Source organism: Enhygromyxa salina (assembly GCF_002994615.1).
GTDB classification, from domain to species: domain Bacteria; phylum Myxococcota_A; class Polyangia; order Nannocystales; family Nannocystaceae; genus Plesiocystis; species Plesiocystis salina_A.
Window position 1 is genome coordinate 1 of the sequence record NZ_PVNK01000057.1, and the last position, 3,258, is coordinate 3,258.

The 3,258-nt window shown below is 70.3% G+C and carries 3 protein-coding genes; all 3 read right to left on the minus strand.

Features of this window, described 5'->3' with window-relative positions:
* Positions 1 to 252 precede the first annotated feature (252 nt).
* From ENSA5_RS05265 to ENSA5_RS05275, 3 genes are read right to left on the minus strand one after another with little or no spacing between them, the layout of a single operon-like run.
* Positions 253 to 1,032 (minus strand): thioesterase II family protein, encoded by a 780-nt coding sequence (locus ENSA5_RS05265; protein ID WP_106390451.1) that lies wholly within the window; start codon positions 1,030 to 1,032, stop codon positions 253 to 255.
* A gap of 8 nt (positions 1,033 to 1,040) precedes the next feature.
* Positions 1,041 to 1,853, minus strand: a complete 813-nt coding sequence (locus tag ENSA5_RS05270) for a class I SAM-dependent methyltransferase (protein ID WP_106390452.1) — start codon at positions 1,851 to 1,853, stop codon at positions 1,041 to 1,043.
* The gene (locus tag ENSA5_RS05275; RefSeq protein ID WP_181197392.1) at positions 1,850 to 3,253 is read right to left on the minus strand and encodes a cytochrome P450; all 1,404 of its coding nucleotides are present in this window, start codon (positions 3,251 to 3,253) and stop codon (positions 1,850 to 1,852) included. The genes ENSA5_RS05270 and ENSA5_RS05275 overlap by 4 nt, the downstream gene beginning before the upstream one ends.
* Positions 3,254 to 3,258 lie beyond the last annotated feature (5 nt).

Sequence of the window (3,258 nt, forward strand, 5' to 3'; positions counted from 1 at the left end):
CTCGCCCAGCGCTTCAAAGCGGGGTCAGCCACCGCAAAGAGCGGAGCGCAAAAAGGCTGGAGGTGGTCCGAATTCGGGGTATCGCCGTACGAAAAGCACCTCCGACGCGCAGCCAACCGACATGGTGAGGCCCCACCAAGAGCCTTCTGCCCCCCAGATGGAGAGGCGACGCCCCGAATTCGGACCTCCTCCAGCCTCGCGCGGACCCCCAACGGACACGACCCGGCCGAGTCACCCCGGCCTTTGCCGAGCTCATTTGGTCGCCCCATCACGACGCGACCCCCCGAGCCGCACGCGGAGCTCTTCGCCGAGCCAGGTCGAGAAACCCGAGGCGGGCTCGAAAGGAAAAAAGTGGCCCCCAGGGAAGTCGACGCGCTCGAAGCTGCCGAGGCTGAGTTCACGCCAGCCATCGAGCTTCGAGGGATCGACGCTGGTGTCCTGACGGCCCTGGCACACGATCAGCGGGCAACGCAGCGCGGGTCCAGGTCGATGATGATAGCGCTCCGCGGCGCGGAGGTCGGCGCGCAAGCTCGGCAGGAGGCGAGCGAGGAGCTCGGGGCTGTCCCGGACCTCGGCGGGGACCCCCCCATAGCGCGCGTCGAGTTCGGCGATGAAGCGCGCGTCGGGCAGGTCGGCGATCGGAGGGCGACCCAGGCTCACCTGCGGCGCCTCGCGACCCGAGACGATCAAGAGGCGAGGCGGTAGGCCTCGCGCTTCGAGCAGCCGCGCGATCTCGAAGGCGATCACCGCCCCGAGGCTGTGACCGAACAACGCGGAGGGCCGCGTCGCCAGCGTCGCCAAGGCCTCGACCGCCTGGTGCGCGATGATGTGGACGTCGGCGAGGGCCGCGTGCGCGCTGCGGGGATCCCGTCCGGGTCGACGCAACGGACACAGGCTCACGGCCCGCGGCAGCGCCTTGGCCCAGGCCGAGAAGGCCACCGGATCGCCGCCTGCGTGCGCGCAACAGACCAGACGCAAGCGCGTCGTCAAGCTCTCGTGGCCAGGCTCTGGTAACCAGGATGCTGCGTTCATGATGCGCCTCAGTACTCGATCAGCTCGACGCCGCCGCGCGGGTCGGGGAACCCGGCGATGCAGGTGATCCGCTCGGGCCCATCCCCGCGAGCCTCGCGAACCTCCCACCGGTATCCAGGCGCGCGCGCCTGCTCGGCCAGACCGACGAGCTCGGCGGGGGTGTAGGTGCGCATGATCGTGGCGAAGCTGTCCCAGGCCCACAGCGCCGGGATCACCGGAACGGCGGTCAGCAGCGGACGCCACCAGCGACGCGGGGCGGTCCAGTGGGCGACGAGCGGCGAGAGCCCGACCAAGCCCATCGGCGGGATGATGCTGCGAAGCAAGGTTCGGCGCTGAAACTCGAACACTGCCAGCGGACGGCCGCTGCCGCTGGCGCTGCGCAGCAGCTCAATGGCCTCGGCCGGACGAAAATGGTGAAACGCACCGAACACGGTCCGCAGGCCAGCGAATTCGGCGGGCACGGCGAGGGCGTCGACGGGCTGCTCGAGGTAGTGGACCCGGGCGCGCAGCTCGGGGCTCAGCGCGTCGACGCTCGCCGGTTTGGGGAACAGGTCGCTGAGCTCGACGCGCAGCTCGGGCATGCGACCCGCGAGGGCGTGGACGATCCGCGGGGCCGGTCCGCCGGAGCCCGAGCACAAATCGAGGATGCTTCGTTCGCCCGTGCGCTCGAGCAGATCTTCGACGTGGGGGACGGCGTTGCGCCAAAAGCCAGTGAAGGTCCACGCCGCGTTGACGCAGTCGGTCACGGCTTCGCGCAGGAGCGCCGGACACCAGGTCTGATCGTGAAACTCGAACAGGTGCAGGCGGGGCAGCGTGGTCATGGGCTGGCTTCCGGGTCGAGGGGGCGGTCCGCTGCGGCGACGGGCGCGAGCAGCTCGACGGGCACGCCCCCGGCGGCGGACAAGGTGATGGCGCGGCGAGCGACCTTGGGCTGGTAGCCGGGCTCGACGCGCAACGAGGCGTGGTTGAGCAGCTCGGACAGCACGATCTTCATCTCCAAGGTTGCGAAGGCCGCCCCCACGCAGCGCCGCGGTCCGCCGCCGAAGGGCAGCCAAGCGTAGGCTGGCGGCTTCTTCCCAAGGAAGCGCTCGGGCCAAAAGCGCCGCGGCTGATCCCACAGCGCGGGGTTGTGGTGGGTCAGCCAGGTCGAGGCTGCGGCCATGACCCCGGCCGGCAAGTGCAGATCGCCGAGCCGAGTCGGCTGCATGAGCAAGCGCGCGGCCCCGTCGGTCACGGGGTGGACGCGGAGCAGCTCCTTGACCACGGCGTCGAGGTAGACAAGCTCGCCGACCCGGCCCGGATCGAGAGGACCGCCGGCCATGACCTCGCGGTACTCGGCGCGAATCTTGGCGACGAGATCGGGCCGGCGCAGCAGGGTCCAAAACCCCCAGGTCAGGCTCGCGGCGGTGGTCTCGTGGCCGACCAACAAGAGCGTGAACAGATCGTCGCGCAGCTCGGCGTCGCTCATCGGCTGCCCGTCCTCGTCGCGGGCGTCGATCAGCATCGAGAGGATGTCCTCGCGGCCCTCGGTCCCGGCCGCCCGGCGTGCTGCGATCGCGGCGTTGATGCGCTCGTCGAGGGGCGCGCGGACTCGGAGCATGCGCCCCCACGGCGAGCGCGGGCCGAGGTCGAGCTGCGCGGCGCGGATGCCCAACATCGCGGCCTCGGGTCGAGAGAAGAAGTCGAGGAAGTCGAGGACCACGGCGCCGGTCCGCTCGCGTTGGTCGAGCTCATCGACGCCGAAGATGACCCGCAAGATCACCTCGAGGGTGATGTCGCGCATGGTCTGGGCGATCGCAAAGCGCTGACCGACGCGCCAGCGCGCCATCGCCCGGCGAGCGGCCTCGCGCATGGCCACGCCGTACACATGCATGCGTTGGCCGTGAAAGGGCGGCGTCAGCAGCTTGCGCTTGCGCAGGTGTCGGCTGCCGTCGAGGTTGAGCAGCGAGTTCGCGCCGAGCAAGTCCTCGAACAGGCGCCGGTTGGACTCACCGGTGACGACGACCTCGGGGTCGGCGGTGAACAAGTCGCGGATCGCTGCGCGGTTGCTGAGCACGACGATCGTCCCCATGCCGAAGATCCGCGCGGTGAAGGCATCACCGTAGCGGGCGAAGGAGTCGTCGAGCGAGCGACGCGGCCGGGCGACGAAGCGCCAGGTCTGGACCAGACGTGAGGCTCGGGGCCCCGGGGGTAGCTGCGGCGTCGAGGGTGGGTGGCTCATGGGGA